An 18,883-nucleotide genomic window follows, 5' to 3' on the forward strand; every position below is an offset into this window, starting at 1 on the left:
GAACGTGGTGCTCGCACGGACGTGAGGTTCATCCCTGCCAGTCAAGGGATGCCTCCAATGAATCTGAAAAACCAGATCCTGTGCTTCGGTTTGGCCGGCGCGGCCATGGCCGGGCTGGTGGGCGGCATCGGCCTGCTCGCCACGCAGCGGCAAGCCAGCGCGCTCGACCACGTGCTGACCGCCACCAACGCGGTGCGCAGCAGCATGGACGGGGACATGATGCACGACGCCATCCGCAGCGACGTGATGGCCGCCGTGCTCGCCGCCCGCGACGGCGACGCCAAGGCGCTGGGCGAAGCCCGCCAGGCGCTCACCGAACACCGCCAGCGCTACGCCGAGTCGCTGGCCGCGCTGAAGGCCCAGCCATTGCCCGCGCCCGTACGCCAACTGGTGGACCAGGCCGAGCCGCTGGTGGCGCAGTACACCGCCTCGGCCGAACGCGTGCAGTCGCTGGCCGGCGCCCCGCTCGACACCTTGCGCGCCGCGATGCCCGAATTCGAACGCCACTTCGATGCCCTCGAAACCGGCAACGAAGCACTGAGCGACGCCATCGAGCAGCACGCCGCGACGCTGACACAGGCCGGGCGCGACACCGCGCGCACCACGCAGCTGAGCATCCTCGTCGGCTTGGTCATCGCGCTGGGCTTCATGGCCGGCACCGCCCCCTGGCTGGCGCGCCGCTTCTCGAAGCCCATGCGCGACGCGGTGGGCGTGGCCGACCGCATCGCGCAGGGCGACCTCACCGTGCCGGTGCCCCAGGGCGGCTCGGGCGAAGCAGCCACGCTGATGGGCTCGCTGTCGCACATGAAGAAGAACCTGAGCCACCTGACGCAAGAGCTGCACCGCGTGTCGAACCGCGTGGCCAGCGCCTCGGGCGAGATGGCCGCCGGCAGCGAGGCGCTGTCGCGCCGCAGCCAGACGCAGGCGATCAACCTGCAAAGCTCGAACGCATCGCTGCAGCAGTTGGGCGCGGCCCTGCAAAGCAAGCTCACGCAAACGCGCGAGGCCAACACGCTCGCCGCCAGCGCCAGCCAGGTGGCCGGCCGTGGGGGCGCAGTGGTGGCGCAGGTGGTGCAGACGATGCGCGGCATCAACGAGTCCTCGACCCGCATCGCCGACATCATCGGCGTGATCGACGGCATCGCCTTCCAGACCAACATCCTCGCGCTGAACGCGGCCGTCGAAGCGGCCCGCGCCGGCGAGCAGGGCCGCGGCTTCGCGGTCGTGGCCAGCGAGGTGCGTTCGCTGGCGCAGCGCTCGGCCAATGCCGCCAAAGAAATCAAGACACTGATCTCGACCAGCGTCGAGCGTGTGGACCACGGCTCCACGCTCGTCGATCAGGCCGGCCAGACCATGCAAGAGATCGTCGATTCGATCCAGCACGTGAGCCGCCTGATGGGCGAGATCACCGACGCCACGCTCGCACAGACCGCCAGCATCGAAGGCCTGCAAGACACCGTGCGCGAACTTGACGCCGCCACCCACGAAAGCACCGCGCTGGCCGAACAGGGCGCGGGCGCCGCCGCCGGCCTGGTGAGCGACGCACGCGAACTGGTGCGCACCGTCTCCGTCTTCAAGCTCGACGCGGGCGCGGCCTGACGCCGATCACGCCCCCACCGCCCCACCCTTTCACCGCCCTTCCCGCCTTCAGGACCCGCCATGAAAACCTTGCGCTTCACCGCCACCGCCGCCGCCATCGCCGCCCTGCTGCTCGCCGCCTGGGCCACCGGCGCCCGCGCGGCGCAACCGCTCGTCACCCAAGAGGCCGACGTGCTGGAGCGCAGCGAATGCCAGTGGGACTACTTCCGCGAGAACGCCCGCGCTGGCGAGCTCAAGGCCAACGGCTGGACCACCCAGGTCGGCTGCGGCGTCGGCGCCAACACGCAGCTCGACGTGGGCTTCTCGCGCGTGAAGGCGACGGACGTGCGCTCCGACGCGGTCTACTTCACCGGCAAGACCAACACCGTCAAGCGCGAAGGCAACGGCGTGGGCGTGTCGGTCGTCTATGGCGTGATCGGCCTGCGCGAAGCCGGCAACAACCTCAGCACCGAGAGCATGAACATCGGCCTGGCGTTCACCAAGTCCTTCAGCTCGCACATCACCGGCCACGCCAACCTCGGCTGGCTCAAGGTCAAAGACGACGAAAGCCGGCTCACCTGGGGCCTGGCCGGCGAGCTGGCGCTGGGCAACGGCGTCGAGCTGCTGGCCGAGACCTTCGGCGAAGACGGCAGCCGGCCGTGGATGGCGCTGGGCGCACGCTGGGTGCTGTCCGAAACCGCCAGCGTCAACGCCTCGTACGGCATCCAGCGCGACACGCCGCGCCTGAAGCTGACGACGGTGGGCGTGATGCTCAACTTCTGAGCTTGATCGGCGACTGGCTTGCACGCCCCGATCCGTTCGGGCTGAGGCCTCGAAGCCCTCACACCGCTTGGCTGCTGGCGTGAAAATCGCCCCGGCATGAACTCGATCCGCGCCCGCCTCTTCGCCTCGCTGCTCGCCCTGCTGCTGCTGGCCGCCCTCGTCACGGCGGGGTTCACGTACCGCAACGTGCTGGCCGAAACCGAGGCGCTGTTCGACTACCAGTTGCAGCAAATGGCGCTTTCGCTGCGCGACCAGGGCGAGGTGGCGCCCGACCAGGCCCCGGCGCTGGCCGATGGCCAGCTCGACTTCGTGGTGCAGATCTGGTCGATCGACGGCCGCGCCATCTACAGCTCGCGCCTGCACCGCCACCTGCCCAGCCGCGCGCTGCTGGGCTTTGCCACGGTGCAGGTCGAAGGCGACGGCGCGCAGAAAGAAAGCTGGCGCACCTTCAGCGTGGCCACGCCGTTTCGGGTGATCCAGGTGGCGCAGCCGGTGCGCATCCGCGAGCGGCTGGCCGCGGCGTCGGCGCTGCGTGGCGTGACGCCGCTCTTGGTGCTGACGCCGCTGCTGGCACTGGCCATGGGCGCGCTGACCGCGTGGACGCTGCGCCCGCTGCGCCGCGTGGCCGACGAGGTGCGCCGGCGCGACGCGCAACTGCTGAGCGACGTGCACGCGCAGGGCCTGCCCGAGGAGGTGTCCACCCTCGTCGCGGCGCTCAATGCGCTGCTGCAACGCCTGCGCGAATCGCTCGACACGCAACGCGCGCTGGTGTCTGACGCGGCGCACGAGCTGCGCTCGCCGCTCACCGCTCTGAAGCTGCAGCTCGAACTGCTCAAGCGTGCGCCCGACGACGCGCAGCGCAGCGAGGCGCTGGCCGCGCTCACCGCCGGCATCGACCGCGCCGCGCGGCTGGTCGAACAGCTGCTCACGCTGGCGCGCAGCGAACCCGGCGCACCGGCCCTGGCACGCGAAGCGCTCGACCTGGCCGAGCTGGTGCGCCAGGCAGTGGCCGACACGGTGCCCTTCGCGGTGTCGCGCGGCACCGAGTTCGCGCTGTTCGCCGACGCACCGGTGCAGGTGACGGGCGACCGCACCGCGCTCGCGGTGCTGGTGCGCAACCTGGCCGACAACGCTGTGCGCTATTCGCCCGCCGGCTCGCGCGTCGAACTGCGGGTGGGCGACGACGCCGGCGTGCCCACGCTGCAGGTGGACGACGCGGGCCCGGGCATTCCGCCCGAAGAACGCGGCCGCGTGTTCGACCGCTTCTACCGCCGCAACCCGGCCGCCGAGCCCGGCACCGGGCTCGGCCTGGCCATCGTGCGCAGCGTGGCCACGCGGCATGGGGCCGAGGTCACGCTGGGCGAATCGCCGCTCGGCGGCCTGCGGGTGACGGTGCGCTTTCAGCGGCCGGGCTGAGCGGCCGAGACACTGAAAGGCCGCGGGCTACTTCGGCGTCACCGGGGCCAAGAGGCGCACCGCCTCGTGGGCCTTCTCTTGCCGGGCCACATCGAGCGCGCTGCGGCCCTGCATGTCGCGTTGCGCAGGCCGCGCGCCCCGGTCGAGCAGCAGCCGCACGGCGGCGGCGTTGCCCGCCAGGGCGGCGAAGTGCAAGGCGGTCATGCCTTGCGGGCCGATGGCGTTGACCTTGGCCTTGCGGTCGAGCAACTCGCGCACAAAGCCCAGCGGGTCGTCGAGCCCGGGCACGCCGGCCAGCGCCACGGCCGTCATCAAGGGCGTCATGTCGCCGGGCGGCGTGCGGCCGTTCGCGTCGGCGCCCAGCCGCAGCAGGGTGCGCGCCGTGGGCAGGTCGTGCCGGTTCAGCGCCAGGTCGAGCGGCGTGCTGCCGGGGTCGTAGGCCATGCGGTGGTCGGGGTCGGCGCCGGCCTTGAGCAGCGCCTCGATCACCCCGGTGCCCAGGCCGTGGCCGATGGCGAATTGCAGCGGCGTCGAGGGCACGAGGTCGAAGCCTTCGACGAGTTCGCTGACGCCGTTCGGGTCGGCGCCCCAGGCCACCAGCGGCGGCAGCATCGAGAAACGGCGGTGCCTCAGCGCGGCCATCAACAAGGCCTGCCGCGCGAGGCCGGGCGTCTGGCGCGCGTCGAGCGTGGGCAGCAGCGCCGCGAGGGCCGCGTCCTGGCCTTGTTCGATGAGCACAGCGGCCGAGGTCGAGGCGCCCTCGGGCATCACCCGGTGCGAGGCGAGCAGTGCTTGCAGGTCGGTGCGGCCCGAGGCCTGGGCCTGCTGCAGCGGGGCGCGGCCGGCGCCCTGGCGCAGCGTGGGGTCGGCGCCCTGGCTGAGAAGCACGCGCAGCAGCCAGGTGTTGCCTTGGTCCAGCGCGTACATCAGCGCGGTCTCGCCGCGCGGTGAGGTCGCGTTGGCGCGGGCCCCGCGCACGAGCAGGGCCCGCGCGAGGTCGAGCTGCTCGCGGGCGCGGGTGCTCGAGGGCCGCGTTTCGGTCGCGGCGACGACGTGCAGCGCGCTGAAGCCGCTCACCTGGGTGTTCGCGTCGGCGCCGGCGCGCACGAGTTGCGCCGCGAGGGCGAAGTCGCCCTGGCCCACCGCCTGCATCAGCACGCTCTCGCCGCCCGCGCTCAAGGGGCGGTCGAGGCTCGCGCCGGCTTTGAGCAGTTGGTAGGCGATGTCCATCTGCCCGCGCTTCACGGCCTGCGCGACGAGGCTCGCCCCGGCCGCGCAGGCCGTCGGGTCGTCGCCCTGCTTCAGGTGGCGCGCCACCGCCCGCGCATCGCCGGCGAGGATGGCCTGGTAGAGCCGGGGCGTCGGTGCCGCCTGGCCTTCGGCGCGCGGGCAACGCAGCGCCGGGGCGGCGGGTTCGGGCGGGGCGGCCCGGGCAGGGGTGAGCGCGGCCATGGCGAGGCAGGCGGCGGCGAGCCAGCGGCCGGGGGTGATCGCACGTGAGGTCATGCCGATCCCTGGGTGTTGTTGGCGCTTCATGGTCTCGTCAGGCGATGTCGCCGTCCACATAGAACCAGCGGCCCTCTTCTTTCACGAAGTGGCTGGTTTCGTGCAGCCGGTGCGCGCGCCCGGCGAGCTTGCTGCGGGCGACGAATTCGACCGTCGCGTGGGTGTCGTCGAGGGCCCGGTGCGCCTTCACGTCCAGGCCCAGCCAGTGCAGGCCGGGAGGCGAGGGCTCCAGGTCCGACGGCCGCGTGCTCGGGTGCCAGGTGTCGAGCAGGTAGCCGGTGAGGTCGCGCACGAAGGCGGTGTACCGCGAGCGCATCAGCGCCTCGGCGCTGGGCGCCTGCAGGTGCAGCGGGCCGTCGTGGTAGCGGCCACAGCAGGCGGCGTAGGGCTGGGGGCTGCCGCAAGGGCAGAGGGCGGATCGGTCGGCAGGCATGGGCGCGGATTGTCTCGCCCCGTGACCGATGCCCGGGGACGGATGGGGTGACTTGGAAAAAGTCCCACAGGGCGGCAAATACTGTATAAAAATACAGTACCCGTTCGCTGCTGCCCATGAGCTCCTTCGCCCCCACCCGCCCCCCTCGACACGACACCGGCCGCACCCCCGCGTGCGGCACGGCGTCCTTGTTCGATGGGTTCGAGCCGCCGGGTCCGGGGTCGCCGGCACTGGCATCGACGGCATGGGCATCCCCTGCGCGGGCTTCGTCCGCACCGGCGCCTGCGTCGGCCCCGCCGGGGTCTGCGTCGCCGCCCTTCCCTGCCTTGCCCGGCCCGGTCGCGCTGCACCCCGAGCTGCTGCACCCGGCCCTGTGGCGCGGCCACCAACTCGGCCGCAGCGGCGAGCGGCCCGTGCCCAGCGGCTTTGCCGCGCTCGACGCGCACCTGCCCGGCGGCGGCTGGCCGCGTCGCGCGCTCACCGAGCTGCTGCTGGCGCAGCCGGGCATCGGTGAAATCCGCCTGCTGGCCGAAGCGCTGGCCGAGGTGCAATCCACCGGGCGGCTGGTGATGCTGTTCGACCCGCCCGCGCAGCTGTCGGCCTGGGCCTTGACACAACTGGGGCTCGACGTGTCGCAGCTGCTGGTCGTCCACACCCAGCTGCAACCCACGCCGGGCACCGACAGCCAGTGGGCGCTCGAACAGGCCCTCAAGAGCGGCCACGTCGGGGCCACGCTCGCCTGGCTGCCGGCCCGGCTGCGGCCCGAGCGCGTGCGACGCCTGCAGCTGGCCGCGCAGGCGCACGACGGCCCGGCCTTCGTGCTGCGCGAGATGGCTGCCCAGCAGCAGGCCAGTGCCGCACCGCTGCGCCTGGCCTTGCGCCCGGGCGGGGCCGACCAGCTGGCGGTCAACGTGCTCAAGCGGCGCGGGCCGCCGGTGCTCGCGCCCATTCACCTGCGGCTGCCGCCGGTGCTGTCGGCCACCGCCACAGCGCGGGCCGACGCGGCCGCCGCACGCCACGCGCCGCTGGCCGGCGCGACCTTCGTGAACCTGGCTTGAGCAGGCGTGAAGCGACATGGCCCGCGCCCACACCCCGGCCGGGACCGCCGATGGGCTCGCACCCCCTGAGTCCCCCACCGCAGCGCCGGCCTCGGCCGGCAAACCCCAGCGGTGGATCGGCATCCACCTGCCTTGGCTGTCGCTCGAATCCTTCGCCGCCACGCTGAGCGGCGGGCTCGAAGGCCAGGCGCTGGCGCTCGTCGATCTGCACCACGTCATCGCCGCCAACGAACAGGCCCGGGCGCAGGGCGTGCACCCGGGCCTCAAGCGCGCCACCGCGCTGGCGCTCGCGCCGCAGCTCGTGCTGGGGCAGGTCGATGCGCACCGCGACGCGCGGGCGCTGCTGAGCGTCGGCCATGCCGCGCTGGCCTTCACGCCCATGGTCTGCCTGTGCCCACCCGAGGGCGTGCTGCTCGAAGTGCAGGCCAGCCTGCGCTACTTCAAAGGCCTCGACGCGCTGCTGTGCCGGCTGCGCGACGCGCTCGTGCCGCTGGGCCACCGCGTGCAGCTCGCCAGCGCGCCCACGGCCCAGGGTGCCCTGTGGCTGGCGCGCCTGGCCTCGCCTGAGCGCACCTTGTGCGCACCCGACCTCGCCGTGCTGCACCGCTGGCTCGACGCCGCGCCCCTGGGGCTGCCCGAGGCCGCCGCCGAGCACGCCGAAGCCTGGCAGGCGATGGGGCTGCGCACGCTGGGCGACCTGCGCCGGCTGCCGCGCGCGGGGCTGGCGCGGCGCTTCGGCACCGGGCTGCTCGGCGAGATCGACTGCGCCTTCGGCGACCGGCCCGACCCGCGCGAGCCGTTGCGCCTGCCGCCCGTCTTCGACAGCGAACTCGAACTCTTCGCCCGCGCCGACAACACCGCGCAACTGCTGCACGGCGCCGAGGTGCTGCTGATGCGGCTGGTGGCCTGGCTGTCGGCCCGGCACGCCTTCGTGCGGCGCTTCGACCTGCACATGAAGCACGAGCCGCGCTGGCGCCACGAGAGCCAGACGCCGCCCTGCACCGTGCTCACGCTGGCCCTCACCGAGCCCTCGCGCGACGCGGCCCACCTGCTCGCGCTGCTGCGCGAACGCCTCGCCGCGCTGGTGCTGCCCGCGCCCACGCTCGACCTGGCCCTGCATGCGCACGACATCGCCCACCAGCCGCCGCCCAACGACGAGCTGTTTCCCACCCCGCGCGGCGAGCGCGAAGGCCTGGTGCGATTGATCGAGCGCCTACAGGCCCGCCTCGGCCGCGAGCGCGTGCAGCGCCTCGTGCCGCTGGCCGACCACCGCCCCGAACGGGCCACCGCCTGCCAGCCGGCCGATGGCGGCCTGCTCGACACGCAACGCCTCACCCGGGCGGCCCGCGCCCTGCCGGCCGGCGCCGCGCGGCACCCGGTGTGGCTGCTGCCCGAGCCGCAACCGCTGCACGAGTCGCCGCATGCCGCGCCCTTGCTGGCCGGCCACCCCGTCACCTTGCTGGCCGGGCCCGAGCGCATCGAAACCGGCTGGTGGGACGACGCGCTCGCCGAGCGCGACTACTTCGTCGCCCAGACCCGCGACGGCGCGCTGGCCTGGCTGTACCGGCGGCGCATCCCGGTCGATGCGGCGCAGGGCGCGAACTGGTTCTTGCAGGGCTGGTTCGGTTGAGCGCCGTACGGCGAGCGAGACCACCCGGCGCTTCAGTCCACCCGCACCCCGGGCTGCCGGACGAGGTAGGCCGCCATCGCCGCCATCGCGTGCCGCACCTTGGCGGGTTGCTCGCGTTGCGGCGTGACGGCCCAGATGGGAATGGGCTCCAGCTGCCACTCGGGCAACACGACCGCCAGCCGGCCCTTGCGCAATTCGTCGTCGATGTTGACGCGCACCAGCATCGCCACCCCCAGACCGGCAGCGCACATCTGTTCGAGGCTGAACTGGTTGTTGCTGACGATGCGCGGCTCGACGGCCACGGCCTCGGCCTCGCCGCCGGGCCCGGCCAGCGTCACCTTGAGCCGCGGACCTTCCAATCCGGCCGCCAGCCACTGGTGCTGCGCCAGATCGGCCGGCATCCGGGGCTCGCCGTGGCGATGCAGGTACTCGGGCGACGCGCACAAGGCCCAGTCGAACCGGCACAGGCGCCGCGCTGTCCACGACGAATCGACGAGCCGGCCGCCGCGAAAGGCGAGGTCGATGCGCGCGTCGATCAGGTCGATCATCGCGTCGTCCACCAGCAGGCGCAGCTTCAGCGCCGGGTGCTTGGCCAGCAGCGGCGCCAGGGCCAGCCCCACGTGACGGGCAAAGCCCACTGGCGCGGCCAGGCGCAGCTCGCCGCTTGGCGCGTCGTGCGCCAGGCGCAGGTGCTCGCGCGCCCGCGTCGCGGCATCGACCATCGCCTGGCTGTGCTCGGCCAGCCTCGCGCCCACCTCGGTGAGCGTGAGCTTGCGCGTCGAGCGGTGCAGCAGGGTCACGCCGTGTTGCTGCTCCAGCAACCGCAGTTGCTGGCTGACGGCCGAAGTGCTCATGCCCAGCGAGCGCGCGGCCGCACTCATCGAGCCGACGCGGGCCACGGCCGCAAACACAGCCAGGCGTTTCAGGTGGGGGCCGGGATCGTCCATTGTGAAGACTGGCTAAACAAAGTTGTTCGAAACAAGCGACTTTCGGCCAGATTGTGAAGCCCATATCGTCTCGTGCATCGACAACCTCTTGGAGAAACGCATGAAGATCGCACTCATCGGCGGCACCGGTTTCATCGGCTCGGCCGTGCTCGACGAACTGCTGCAACGCGGCCATGCCGTGACCGCCCTGGCGCGTCAGCCGGCCAAGTACCCGGCGCGCGACGGCCTGCGCGTGGTGGCGGCCGACGCGCTCGACGCAGCGCAGGTCGCGCACGCGGCCGAGGGGCACGACGCGCTGGTGAGCGCCTTCAACCCGGGCTGGCAAGAGCCCCGCCTGCACGCCCTGTTTCTCGAAGGCACGCAGGCCATCCTCGCCGGCGCGCGGCGCAGCGGCGTCAAGCGCCTGCTGCTGGTGGGCGGCGCGGGCAGCCTGTACGTGGCCCCGGGCGTGCAGTTGGTGGACACGCCGGCCTTCCCAGCCGAGTGGAAGCAGGGCGCACTCGCCGCGCGCGAGGCGCTGAACCTCGTGCGCCAGCAGGCCGACATCGACTGGAGCTTCGTCTCGCCACCCGTGCACCTGGCGCCGGGCCCGCGCACCGGGCGGTACCAGACCGGCGGCGACGATCTGCCACTGCACCAAGGCCAGCCGGCCGGCATTTCGGTGGCCGATCTGGCCGTGGCCATCGCCGACGAACTGGCGCAGCCGCGTCACCTGCGCCAGCGCTTCAGCGTCTGGCAGTGAGGCCCGCCGGGCCGGTGGCGTGATCCTTGCTGAACGGGGGCACGTCACTTTTCCCGGGATGCCTTCGATGACGACGCGTCGCCAGTTCCACAGCGCCGAGCACTTCCAACCCAACGCCGACGACGAGCCGATCCGTTCGGTGGTCTGCGCCTCGCCCGAGGCCGTGGTCGTGGCCTGGCACGTCGCGCCGGGCCAGCGCATCCCCTCGCACGTGCACCCGGCGGGGCAAGACACCTGGACGGTGCTGTCGGGCTCGGGCGACTACGTGCTGGGCGTGGGCGAAGCGCCGGTCGCCATCCACCCCGGCGACGTGCTGGTCGCGCCGGTGGGCGCGGTGCACGGGGTCTACAACGGCGGCGCCGAGCCGCTGCGTTTCATCTCGGTGGTGTCGCCGGGCGAGGCGGGCTACGAGCGTTTGTGAACGCTGGTTCGTGACGGCCCAGGCGCGCGTGGACCGGCCCCGGCTGCACCTCGCTCAGTTCACAACTGCCGCGCCTCGAAGGTGTTGCACTGCTGCACGCTGCCGCCCTTGAGCCCGCGCTGAAACCAGGCCACGCGCTGCGCGCTGGTGCCGTGCGTGAAGCTCTCGGGCTGCACCGTGCCGCGCGACTTGCGCTGCAGCGCGTCGTCGCCGATCTGCGAGGCCGCGTTCAGCGCCTCTTCGACGTCGCCCTGTTCGAGGATTTGCCGCGCGTTGTTCGCATGGTGTGCCCACACGCCGGCGAAGCAGTCGGCCTGCAGTTCGAGCCGCACGCTCAGCGCGTTCTGCTCGGCTTCGCTGATGCGCCCGCGCATCGCATCGACCTTGCCGCTGAGACCCATGAGGTTCTGCACGTGGTGGCCGACCTCGTGCGCGATCACGTAGGCCTGGGCGAAGTCGCCCGGCGCGCCGAGCCGCGTGCGCATGGTTTCGTAGAAGTCGAGGTCGATGTAGACCTTCTGGTCGCCGGGGCAGTAGAAGGGCCCCATGGCCGACTGGCCCATGCCGCAAGCCGTGGGCTCGCTGCCGCGGAAGAGGCGCAGCTTCGGGTCGCGGTAGGTGGCGCCCATCTGCTTGAACTGCTCGCGCCACACATCTTCGGTGTCGGCGAGCACGACCGAGACGAACTGGCCCAGTTTGTCGTCGGCCGGCGGCGCGGTGGCGGGGCTCGGCTGGGTGGCGACGGGGCCGCCTTCGCCCGACATGAGGCCGAGGATGGTCAGCGGGTTGATGCCGAAGATCCACCCGGCCACGAGGGCGATGACGATGCCGCCGAGGCCGACGCCACGGCCGCCCCCGAGGCGAAAGCCGCCTCCTCCGCCGCCTGCGCGGGCGTCCTCGACGTTGTCGCTGCGTCGGTTGCCTTCCCACTTCATGCCGTGCTCCTCGCCGGGTCGATGACCGGGCGATGGTATGCGCGACGGGTGGCCTGCGTCGGCCGGGGGGCGTTCAGCGCGCTGGGCGCGCCGGGGCGAATCGAAAAGGGTGATCAGTTCTCGGTGGCGCGGCGGCGGCGGTGCGCCTGGGCCTGGTAACGCTCGAAGAGGGTGATCGACAAGGCTTTCAGCGCCGCGTCGCCGCTGCTGAAGGCAATGGCCAGGCGCTTGTAGGCGTAGGCCGAGTCGCGCAGCATGCGCGGCGGCTCGACGGGCCAGTCGCGCAGCCCCATCAGGCGCGAAAAGCGCTCGACGAGTTGCGGATCGACGTGGGCCGGAGCCAGGGTGGCCGTGTCTTGCGGCCCTTGGGTGTTGTTCATGTTGTCTCCCCACCCTCCCCGGGCGGTCAAGAGACGATATCGGCCGGGGTCGGCCAACCATGAGGCGAAAAGCAGGGTTTTTACGGACTGTTTCCGAACCGGGGCAGCACCCGCCGCCCGCCCCGCCCGGGCGCCCCGACCCGCTCAGGTCTTCGGCAGCGTCACGCCGGTCTGGCCCTGGTACTTGCCGCCGCGGTCCTTGTAGCTGGTCTCGCAGACCTCGTCGCTCTCGAAGAACAGCACCTGCGCGCAGCCCTCGCCCGCATAGATCTTGGCCGGCAGCGGCGTGGTGTTGCTGAATTCGAGCGTCACGTAGCCCTCCCATTCGGGCTCGAAGGGGGTCACGTTGACGATGATTCCGCAGCGGGCGTAGGTGCTCTTGCCCAGGCAGATGGTCAGCACGCTGCGCGGGATGCGGAAGTACTCGACCGTGCGCGCCAGCGCGAAGCTGTTGGGCGGGATGATGCAGACGTCGCCTTCGAAATCGACAAAGCTCTTCTCGTCGAAGTTCTTCGGATCGACGATGGTCGAGTTGATGTTGGTGAAGATCTTGAATTCGGGCGCGCAGCGGATGTCGTAGCCGTAGCTGCTGGTGCCGTAGCTGACGATCTTGTGACCGTCGGGGGCGTTGCGCACCTGGCCGGGCTCGAAGGGCTCGATCATCCCGTGCTGCTCGGCCATGCGGCGGATCCACTTGTCGCTCTTGATGCTCATGCGCGTTGCGCCCCAGGGCGCCCCCACCAACGAAAGCTGGCGATTGTAGGTAGGCCGTTCAACGCGCCGCCTTGCCCGCCAGGCCCGACTCCAGCCGCGCCTGCAGGGCCGCCAGCCGCTCGCGGATGGCCTCGCCCACGGCGATCTGCGGGTTCGAGTAGCCGTCGGTCTTGCCGGCCTCTTTTTCGCGCTGGTCGATCACCTGGCGCGCGGCGGCATGGGCCTTCTCGAACGACAGGGTCTGCGCGCGCAGTTGCTCGTCGAACATCGCCCGGCCGAAGAAGGTCAGCGGCGACTTGCGGCCGCAGCCATACGAGGTGTGCTCGGCATCGGCCGCCGTCATCACCAGCGTGCCGGGCCCGGCCAGCGGGGCGATCCACGAGCCCGAGTAGCAGGCCGAGATCGAGATCACGCGGTGCTGCACGCCAGCCGCGTCGAGCCAGCCACGCAACTGCTGGGGTGTGACCGGTTCGACCTGCACCGGCCAGAAGGCGGCCGAGAGCCGGCCGTCGCGCGCGCCGTGCGAGGTGAGGTGCAGGAAGAGCACGTCTTCGTCGCGGTTCATCTTGGCTGCAGCGGCGTGGATGGCGCGTTCGAGGTTCAGCGGCGTGGCCCAGGGCAGCTGGCCGGCGGTCTTGGCGTGGTTTTGCAGGTGCAGCACGCGGCCCTCGGCGTCGAAGCGCGTGCGCATCACCTCGGCCACCATCGCGGTCTCGCGGCTGAACACGTCTTCTTCGGCATAGGGCGCAAAGCCGATGGCGTAGAGATCGACGAGGCCCGGGCGCTCGTCGGCCAGGCCCGACAGCTGCGCCACCACGGCGGCCGACTGCGCCTCGATCGTCTGCTGGTCGAGCACGAGGCGGCCGCCTTCGGCGCCCTCTTCGTCCACCCCGTCTTCGCTGCCTTCGGCGGCGGCCTGCGGGTCGTGCCGGGGGTACCAGTACGAGCCGCCCGCCGGGTAGAAGAGGCTCAGCGCCACCAGCGCCGCCACGCCCAGCAGCGCCAGGCGCACCGGCCAGCGCGGCGCGGCAGCGCGCCACAGCAGCACCAGGCCGGTGAGCGCGGTCCAGGCCGTCCAGCCGATGTAGACGCCCCACAGCGTGTGGCTGGCGTAGCGCCAGTGCGAGAAGTAGCGCGTCAAGAGCACCGTGGCCACACCGAACACCAGCACCAGCAGCAGGTCCTTGATCAGCAAGGCCGTGAGCAGGCGGCCGGCATCGGGCGCGGCTTCGGTGGCGGTTTCAGCCGGCGCGCTGCGCGCCGCCACCCAGCACGCCCAGGCCAGCAGCACCGTGGGCAACCAGCCCGAACCCAGGGCCTGCGGGTAGAACGCCGCGTCGCCCGGCACCAGCGCGCGCTGCAGGCCGACCGCCACGGCCAGCGCCAAGGCCGTCACCAGCGCCACGCCCCAGGGCCCGGCGGGCAGGCGAGCAATGCGGGGACGCATGAACACCGCCGCGCGGGCCGCCTCGTGCAACCAGTCGATCACCGGCCGCCACACATCGGGCGGCGACGTCGCCGGGGGCGCTTCGGCCGGGTGGGGCCGCACGGCCGCACGGCCGTCGATCTCGTGCATGAATTCTCCAGAGACAGGGACTTCGGGTTTCTCGGTGTGCCGGCCTGTGATGACAGGCGCAGAATGGTTCGGCCCCGGCCCGGCCGCCGGCCGGGAGTCCTCCAACGAAGGGGAGCCATCATGACGCAACGCCGCACCACCCTCGACCTGCTGGCCCAGTACGCGACCTACCACCGCGACCGCCGCAACATCACCACCCACTTCGTCGGCGTGCCGATGATCGTCTTCGGCGTCGGCGTGCTGCTGGCGCGGGCGCAGGCCCAGGTGGCCGGCTGGCTGGTCAGCGCCGCGGCACTCGCCTGGGTGCTGTCAGCGGCCTGGTACCTCACGCGGCGCGGTTCGGTCAGCCTGAGCGTGGCCACCACCGTGGCGGTCGGCGTGCTGGTCGCGCTGGCGCACAGCGTGGCCAGCGGCAGCACGGCGAGCTGGCTGGCCTGGGGCCTGGGCAGCTTCGCGGTGGGCTGGGTGATCCAGTTTCTCGGGCACTACTACGAAGGCCGCAAACCCGCCTTCGTGGACGACCTGGTCGGCCTGCTCGTCGGCCCGATGTTCGTGACGGCCGAGGCGATGTTCGCCGCCGGCTGGAACCCGACTTTGCTGCGCGAGATCGAGCACCGCGCCGGCCCGACCTACCTGCGCGACCTGGCGCACCCGGCTTGAGGCCGGAGGGCACCGGGCAGCTCAGGCTCAGGTGTTCTTCGAGATCGTGATCGTCGGAAACTTCGACGAGAAGTCTTTCGCGCGCTGCGCGACCTTCACCGCCACCTGCCGGGCGATCGACTTGTAGATGCCGGCCACCTCGCCATCGGGCTGGGCCACCACCGTCGGCCGGCCCGAATCGACCTGCTCGCGGATGCTCATCGAAAGCGGCAGCGCGCCGAGGTAATCGACCCCGTACTGCGCGGCCATCTTCTTGCCGCCTTCGGCCCCGAAGATGTGTTCGGCATGGCCGCAGTTCGAGCACACGTGCACCGCCATGTTCTCGACCAGCCCGAGGATGGGCACGCCCACCTTCTCGAACATCTTCAGGCCCTTCTTCGCGTCGAGCAGGGCGATGTCTTGCGGCGTGGTGACGATCACCGCGCCGGTCAGCGGCACGCGCTGGCTCAGCGTGAGCTGGATGTCGCCGGTGCCGGGGGGCATGTCCACGATCAGGTAGTCGAGGTCTTTCCAGTTGGTCTGGCGCAGCAACTGATCGAGCGCCTGCGTGGCCATCGGGCCGCGCCACACCATGGGGCTGTCGGCCTCGACCATGAAACCGATCGACATGACCTGCACGCCGAAGTTGACCAGCGGGTCGATGGTCTTGCCATCGGCGCTCTCGGGCTTCTGGTCGGCCAAGCCCATCATCAGCGGCTGGCTGGGGCCGTAGATGTCGGCGTCGAGCAGGCCGACCGCCGCCCCCTCGGCGGCCAGCGCCAGCGCGAGGTTGACGGCCGTGGTGCTCTTGCCCACGCCGCCCTTGCCCGAGGCCACGGCGATGATGTTCTTCACGCCGGGCAGCAGTTGCACGCCGCGCTGCACGGCATGCGGCACGACCTTGAAGCCGATGCTCACGGCCACGTTCACCACACCCGGCACGCCGCGGGCGGCCGCCGTCAGCGCTTCGGTCAGGGCCGCGACCTGGCTCTTGGCGGGGTAGCCCAGCTCCACGTCGAAGGCCACGTCACCGCCGTTGACCTTCAGGTTCTTCAGCTGCTTGGTGCTGACGAAATCGCTGCCGGTGTTGGGGTCGATGACGGCTTTCAGCGCGGCCAGCAGCGCGGTTTCAGAGGCGGACATGGGGGCTTTCGGCAGGGGGACAAAAAGGGCCGGGGCAGTCTATCGCAGCGCACCATCGCGGCGGCCCGAAGCCTAGAATCACAGCCCCTGTTCGCCGCCTCTGGCCCCTGGCCGACGCCCATGACCCGCAAGCTCTTCGTCACCACCGCCCTGCCCTACGCCAACGCGCCGTTCCACGTCGGGCACATGATGGAGTACATCCAGGCCGACATCTGGGTGCGCTTCCAGCGCATGCAGGGCCACGAGGTGCACTTCGTCGGCGCCGACGACGCGCACGGCGCGCCGATCATGATCGCGGCCGAAAAGGCGGGCAAGACACCGCAGCAGTTCGTCGGCGAGATCGCCGCCGGCCGCAAGCAGTACCTCGACGGCTTTCACATCGCCTTCGACAACTGGCACTCGACCGACGGCCCCGAAAACCACGAACTGGCGCGCGCCATCTACCTCTCGCTGCGCAAGAACGAGCTGATCTCGACCAAGACCATCGAGCAGTTCTTCGACCCGGTGAAGTCGATGTTCCTGCCCGACCGCTACATCAAGGGCGAGTGCCCCAAGTGCGGCGCGAAAGACCAGTACGGCGACTCGTGCGAGGTCTGCGGCGCGGTCTACGCACCCACCGAACTGAAGAACCCGTACTCCACGCTGACCGGCGCCACGCCGGTGCTCAAGAACAGCGAGCACTACTTCTTCAAGCTCAGCGACCCGGGCTGCCTTGAATTTTTGAAGGCCTGGACGCACGAACCCGGCCGCCTGCAGCCCGAGGTGCTGAACAAGATCAAGGAATGGTTCACCGTCGATGAAGACGGCCACGGCGGCCTCTCGGACTGGGACATCAGCCGCGACGCGCCCTACTTCGGCATCGAGATTCCCGACGCGCCGGGCAAGTACTTCTACGTGTGGCTCGACGCGCCCATCGGCTACCTCGCCTCGCTGAAAAACCATTTCGGCAAGCTCGGCGGCGACTACGAGGCCTTCATGGCCGACCCGTCGGTGGAGCAGATCCACTTCATCGGCAAAGACATCACCTACTTCCACACGCTGTTCTGGCCGGCGATGCTGAAGTTCAGCGGCCGCAAGACGCCCGACAAGATCTTCGTGCACGGCTTCATCACCGTGAGCGGCGAGAAGATGAGCAAGAGCCGCGGCACCGGCATCTCGCCGCTGCGCTACCTTGAACTCGGCATGAACGCCGAATGGCTGCGCTACTACATCGCGGCCAAGCTCAACGCCCGCGTCGAAGACATCGACTTCAACCCCGACGACTTCATCGCCCGCGTCAACAGCGACCTGGTCGGCAAGTACATCAACATCGCCAGCCGCTCGGCGGGCTTCCTGTCCAAGCGCTTCGCCGGCAAGCTGTCGGGCGACATGGGCGTCGAGGGTCGCACCCTGCTCGACGGCCTGCGCGCCCACAGCGACGAGATCGTGCGCCTGTACGAAGAGCGCGAGTTCGGCAAGGCGCTGCGCGAGATCATGCTGCTGGCCGACCGCGTGAACGAGTACGTCGATGCCAACAAGCCCTGGGAACTGGCCAAGCAAGCCGGCAAAGACGCCGTGCTGCACGACGTGTGCACGGTGTGCATCGAGGCCTTCCGCCTGCTGACGCTGTACCTCAAGCCGGTGCTGCCGGCGCTGGCGGCGCAGGTCGAACAGTTCTTGCGCATCGAGCCGCTGAAGTTCGCCGACGCCGCCCGCGCGATGGGCCACCACACCATCGGCGAGTACCAGCACCTGATGCAGCGCGTGGACCCGAAGCTGCTCGATGCGCTGTTCGAGCCGCCGGTCATCGAAGTGCCGCCGCCCGGTGGCGAGGCCATCGCGCCCACCATCGGCATCGAAGACTTCACCAAGATCGACCTGCGCATCGCCAAGATCGTGAAGGCCGAACGCGTCGAAGGCAGCGACAAGCTGTTGCGCCTGACGCTCGACGTGGGCGAAGCGCAGACGCGCAACGTCTTCAGCGGCATCAAGTCGGCCTACAAGCCCGAAGACCTGGAAGGCAAGTTCACCGTGATGGTGGCCAACCTCGCGCCGCGCAAGATGAAGTTCGGCGTCAGCGAAGGCATGGTCCTTGCTGCTTCTCATGCCGATGAGAAGAAGAACCCAGGGATCTACGTGCTCGAACCCTGGCCCGGGGCCACACCCGGGCTGCGGGTGCGCTAAGAAAGATCGCGTCCGTCCATGCTGCCCTTCATCAGAGGCTGGACCGACGCGCAACGCACGCCACAAACCAACCGCCGCCTGGGCGCCGTGCTGGCCTTCGTGGCCGGCGCGGCCAATGCGGGCGGCTTTCTGGCCGTGGGCCAGTACACCTCGCACATGACGGGCGTCGTGTCTTCGGCCGCCGACCACCTGGTGCTGGGTGAATTCACGCTCGCGCTCGCCGCGCTCTCGGCGCTGTTCGCCTTCATGGCCGGCGCGACGAGCACCGCGCTGCTCGTCAACTGGGGCCAGCGGCGCGGGCTGCACGGCCGCTACAGCCTGCCCTTGCTGATCGAAGCCGGCTTCTTGCTGCTCTTCGGCCTGATGGGCGCGAGCCTGGGCACCCACACGGCGCTGCTGCTGCCGGCCACCGTGCTGCTGCTGTGCTTCATCATGGGGCTGCAGAACGCGGTGATCACCAAGATCTCGCGGGCCGAGATCCGCACCACGCACGTCACCGGCCTGGTCACCGACCTCGGCATCGAACTGGGCCGCGCGCTCTACCCCAACCGCAGCCCGCAGCACCCGGCTGTTGCCGCCAACCGCGACCGCATGCAGACCCACGGCCTGCTGGTGGGCTGCTTCTTCGTCGGTGGGGTGCTTGGGGCGCTGGGCTTCAAGTGGGTCGGCTACGTGACCACGCTGCCGCTGGCGGCGCTGCTCTTGCTGCTGTGCGCCAAGCCGCTCTGGCGCGACCTGCGCGAGCGCCTCGTGCCCGCACCGGGTGCCACGCGGTGAAGGCCGCCGACGACCCGCACACGCTGCCCCGGCCCGCCGGCC

General features: G+C 70.9%; 18 protein-coding genes. 10 read left to right on the forward strand and 8 right to left on the reverse strand.

The genetic code is table 11. The annotated features are described in order from the left end of the window. The first annotated feature begins 57 nt into the window (after positions 1-57). The 3 genes from AC1KAT_RS10225 to AC1KAT_RS10235 all read left to right on the forward strand — a co-directional run bounded on the left by AC1KAT_RS10225 (position 58) and on the right by AC1KAT_RS10235 (position 3,777). Positions 58-1,599 (forward strand): methyl-accepting chemotaxis protein, encoded by a 1,542-nt coding sequence (locus AC1KAT_RS10225; protein WP_480325436.1) that lies wholly within the window; start codon positions 58-60, stop codon positions 1,597-1,599. A 60-nt stretch (positions 1,600-1,659) separates the two neighbouring features. Next, positions 1,660-2,361 carry a hypothetical protein gene (locus AC1KAT_RS10230; protein WP_480325438.1) on the forward strand — a complete coding sequence of 234 codons (702 nt, stop codon included), beginning with the start codon at positions 1,660-1,662 and terminating at the stop codon, positions 2,359-2,361. A 96-nt stretch (positions 2,362-2,457) separates the two neighbouring features. Further along, positions 2,458-3,777 (forward strand): ATP-binding protein, encoded by a 1,320-nt coding sequence (locus tag AC1KAT_RS10235; RefSeq protein WP_480325440.1) that lies wholly within the window; start codon positions 2,458-2,460, stop codon positions 3,775-3,777. A 27-nt stretch (positions 3,778-3,804) separates the two neighbouring features. On the opposite strand, the gene AC1KAT_RS10240 is transcribed toward AC1KAT_RS10235, so the two are convergent. Continuing rightward, positions 3,805-5,313: an ankyrin repeat domain-containing protein gene (locus AC1KAT_RS10240; RefSeq protein WP_480325442.1), complete on the reverse strand. Its 1,509-nt coding sequence runs from the start codon at positions 5,311-5,313 to the stop codon at positions 3,805-3,807. Between the two features lie 7 nt (positions 5,314-5,320). Then, positions 5,321-5,716 carry a YchJ family protein gene (locus AC1KAT_RS10245; RefSeq protein WP_480325444.1) on the reverse strand — a complete coding sequence of 132 codons (396 nt, stop codon included), beginning with the start codon at positions 5,714-5,716 and terminating at the stop codon, positions 5,321-5,323. Between the two features lie 326 nt (positions 5,717-6,042). Between AC1KAT_RS10245 and imuA the strand changes: the two genes are divergently transcribed. Next, on the forward strand, positions 6,043-6,774 hold the full coding sequence (gene imuA, locus AC1KAT_RS10250; RefSeq protein ID WP_480325446.1) for a translesion DNA synthesis-associated protein ImuA: 732 nt from the start codon (positions 6,043-6,045) through the stop codon (positions 6,772-6,774). A 16-nt stretch (positions 6,775-6,790) separates the two neighbouring features. Beyond that, positions 6,791-8,404, forward strand: a complete 1,614-nt coding sequence (locus AC1KAT_RS10255) for a Y-family DNA polymerase (RefSeq protein ID WP_480325448.1) — start codon at positions 6,791-6,793, stop codon at positions 8,402-8,404. A gap of 32 nt (positions 8,405-8,436) precedes the next feature. Here AC1KAT_RS10255 and AC1KAT_RS10260 read toward each other — a convergent pair whose 3' ends face one another. Then, on the reverse strand, positions 8,437-9,351 hold the full coding sequence (locus tag AC1KAT_RS10260) for a LysR family transcriptional regulator (RefSeq protein ID WP_480325450.1): 915 nt from the start codon (positions 9,349-9,351) through the stop codon (positions 8,437-8,439). 100 nt (positions 9,352-9,451) lie between these two features. Between AC1KAT_RS10260 and AC1KAT_RS10265 the strand changes: the two genes are divergently transcribed. Continuing rightward, positions 9,452-10,093 carry an NAD(P)-dependent oxidoreductase gene (locus tag AC1KAT_RS10265; RefSeq protein ID WP_480325452.1) on the forward strand — a complete coding sequence of 214 codons (642 nt, stop codon included), beginning with the start codon at positions 9,452-9,454 and terminating at the stop codon, positions 10,091-10,093. Positions 10,094-10,160: 67 nt separating this feature from the next. After that, entirely contained in the window at positions 10,161-10,514 is a 354-nt protein-coding gene (locus AC1KAT_RS10270; RefSeq protein WP_480325454.1) for a cupin domain-containing protein, read from the forward strand. 59 nt (positions 10,515-10,573) lie between these two features. On the opposite strand, the gene ypfJ is transcribed toward AC1KAT_RS10270, so the two are convergent. From ypfJ to AC1KAT_RS10290, 4 genes are all read right to left on the reverse strand, one after another. Then, the gene (gene ypfJ, locus AC1KAT_RS10275; RefSeq protein ID WP_480325456.1) at positions 10,574-11,449 is read right to left on the reverse strand and encodes a KPN_02809 family neutral zinc metallopeptidase; all 876 of its coding nucleotides are present in this window, start codon (positions 11,447-11,449) and stop codon (positions 10,574-10,576) included. 113 nt (positions 11,450-11,562) lie between these two features. Continuing rightward, a complete protein-coding gene (locus AC1KAT_RS10280) occupies positions 11,563-11,829 on the reverse strand; it encodes a hypothetical protein (RefSeq protein WP_480325458.1) in 267 nt (88 codons plus the stop codon). Between the two features lie 144 nt (positions 11,830-11,973). After that, on the reverse strand, positions 11,974-12,543 hold the full coding sequence (gene dcd / locus AC1KAT_RS10285) for a dCTP deaminase (RefSeq protein WP_480325460.1): 570 nt from the start codon (positions 12,541-12,543) through the stop codon (positions 11,974-11,976). A gap of 58 nt (positions 12,544-12,601) precedes the next feature. Then, entirely contained in the window at positions 12,602-14,119 is a 1,518-nt protein-coding gene (locus tag AC1KAT_RS10290) for a C13 family peptidase (RefSeq protein WP_480325462.1), read from the reverse strand. 120 nt (positions 14,120-14,239) lie between these two features. On the opposite strand from AC1KAT_RS10290, the gene AC1KAT_RS10295 reads away from it, so the two are divergent. Further along, positions 14,240-14,779 carry an Mpo1 family 2-hydroxy fatty acid dioxygenase gene (locus tag AC1KAT_RS10295; RefSeq protein ID WP_480325464.1) on the forward strand — a complete coding sequence of 180 codons (540 nt, stop codon included), beginning with the start codon at positions 14,240-14,242 and terminating at the stop codon, positions 14,777-14,779. A gap of 27 nt (positions 14,780-14,806) precedes the next feature. Here AC1KAT_RS10295 and apbC read toward each other — a convergent pair whose 3' ends face one another. Then, complete coding sequence (gene apbC, locus AC1KAT_RS10300; RefSeq protein WP_480325466.1) at positions 14,807-15,901, reverse strand: iron-sulfur cluster carrier protein ApbC; 1,095 nt, start codon at positions 15,899-15,901, stop codon at positions 14,807-14,809. A 120-nt stretch (positions 15,902-16,021) separates the two neighbouring features. Between apbC and metG the strand changes: the two genes are divergently transcribed. Next, positions 16,022-18,064 (forward strand): methionine--tRNA ligase, encoded by a 2,043-nt coding sequence (gene metG / locus AC1KAT_RS10305; RefSeq protein ID WP_480325468.1) that lies wholly within the window; start codon positions 16,022-16,024, stop codon positions 18,062-18,064. Positions 18,065-18,082: 18 nt separating this feature from the next. Further along, positions 18,083-18,841, forward strand: coding sequence for a YoaK family protein (locus AC1KAT_RS10310; protein ID WP_480325471.1), 759 nt, complete (start codon positions 18,083-18,085; stop codon positions 18,839-18,841). Positions 18,842-18,883: the final 42 nt, after the last annotated feature.

It is taken from the genome of Piscinibacter sp. PDB5-1 (genome assembly GCF_056676035.1).

What these genes read in the sequence shown, in the direction of transcription:
- AC1KAT_RS10280 (WP_480325458.1), bottom strand. Translation starts at nt 11,829, where the DNA reads ATGAACAACACCCAAGGGCCGCAAGACACGGCCACCCTGGCTCCGGCC.
- AC1KAT_RS10240 (WP_480325442.1), bottom strand. Translation starts at nt 5,313, where the DNA reads ATGAAGCGCCAACAACACCCAGGGATCGGCATGACCTCACGTGCGATC.
- AC1KAT_RS10290 (WP_480325462.1), bottom strand. Translation starts at nt 14,119, where the DNA reads ATGCACGAGATCGACGGCCGTGCGGCCGTGCGGCCCCACCCGGCCGAA.
- metG (WP_480325468.1), top strand. Translation starts at nt 16,022, where the DNA reads ATGACCCGCAAGCTCTTCGTCACCACCGCCCTGCCCTACGCCAACGCG.
- AC1KAT_RS10245 (WP_480325444.1), bottom strand. Translation starts at nt 5,716, where the DNA reads ATGCCTGCCGACCGATCCGCCCTCTGCCCTTGCGGCAGCCCCCAGCCC.
- AC1KAT_RS10255 (WP_480325448.1), top strand. Translation starts at nt 6,791, where the DNA reads ATGGCCCGCGCCCACACCCCGGCCGGGACCGCCGATGGGCTCGCACCC.
- AC1KAT_RS10230 (WP_480325438.1), top strand. Translation starts at nt 1,660, where the DNA reads ATGAAAACCTTGCGCTTCACCGCCACCGCCGCCGCCATCGCCGCCCTG.
- ypfJ (WP_480325456.1), bottom strand. Translation starts at nt 11,449, where the DNA reads ATGAAGTGGGAAGGCAACCGACGCAGCGACAACGTCGAGGACGCCCGC.
- AC1KAT_RS10260 (WP_480325450.1), bottom strand. Translation starts at nt 9,351, where the DNA reads ATGGACGATCCCGGCCCCCACCTGAAACGCCTGGCTGTGTTTGCGGCC.
- dcd (WP_480325460.1), bottom strand. Translation starts at nt 12,543, where the DNA reads ATGAGCATCAAGAGCGACAAGTGGATCCGCCGCATGGCCGAGCAGCAC.
- AC1KAT_RS10295 (WP_480325464.1), top strand. Translation starts at nt 14,240, where the DNA reads ATGACGCAACGCCGCACCACCCTCGACCTGCTGGCCCAGTACGCGACC.
- apbC (WP_480325466.1), bottom strand. Translation starts at nt 15,901, where the DNA reads ATGTCCGCCTCTGAAACCGCGCTGCTGGCCGCGCTGAAAGCCGTCATC.
- AC1KAT_RS10310 (WP_480325471.1), top strand. Translation starts at nt 18,083, where the DNA reads ATGCTGCCCTTCATCAGAGGCTGGACCGACGCGCAACGCACGCCACAA.
- AC1KAT_RS10265 (WP_480325452.1), top strand. Translation starts at nt 9,452, where the DNA reads ATGAAGATCGCACTCATCGGCGGCACCGGTTTCATCGGCTCGGCCGTG.
- AC1KAT_RS10235 (WP_480325440.1), top strand. Translation starts at nt 2,458, where the DNA reads ATGAACTCGATCCGCGCCCGCCTCTTCGCCTCGCTGCTCGCCCTGCTG.
- AC1KAT_RS10270 (WP_480325454.1), top strand. Translation starts at nt 10,161, where the DNA reads ATGACGACGCGTCGCCAGTTCCACAGCGCCGAGCACTTCCAACCCAAC.
- AC1KAT_RS10225 (WP_480325436.1), top strand. Translation starts at nt 58, where the DNA reads ATGAATCTGAAAAACCAGATCCTGTGCTTCGGTTTGGCCGGCGCGGCC.